A 253-nucleotide genomic window follows, 5' to 3' on the forward strand; every position below is an offset into this window, starting at 1 on the left:
GGCGCATAGAGCGGGCTTGTTCGCCGTTGGGCTGTAGCTCGTATTTGAATGCTTGCAAGCGTTTCATGGCTGAATTATACTTGGTCTATGGAAAAAGACAACGAAATTCGACACGGCAGACATTGCTTTTTCAAGATGCACGTCCATTTGGTCTTTGTGGCGAAATATCGCCGCAAAGTGTTTGACGGCGATGCCATCGACCGGATGCGCCGGATGTTCGGCAAGGTCTGCGAAGACATGGAAGCGTCCCTAG

General features: G+C 51.0%; 2 protein-coding genes. One reads left to right on the forward strand and one right to left on the reverse strand.

The genetic code is table 11. From position 1 onward, the window contains the following. Positions 1-67, reverse strand: a 67-nt coding sequence (locus IV91_RS19735; protein ID WP_150112444.1) for a helix-turn-helix domain-containing protein, incomplete at its 3' end; no start/stop codon positions are given. A 20-nt stretch (positions 68-87) separates the two neighbouring features. Between IV91_RS19735 and IV91_RS17270 the strand changes: the two genes are divergently transcribed. Next, positions 88-253, forward strand: a 166-nt coding sequence (locus IV91_RS17270) for a transposase (protein WP_200874361.1), incomplete at its 3' end; no start/stop codon positions are given.

Source organism: Ferrovum myxofaciens (assembly GCF_000735045.1).
Lineage (GTDB): Bacteria > Pseudomonadota > Gammaproteobacteria > Burkholderiales > Ferrovaceae > Ferrovum > Ferrovum myxofaciens.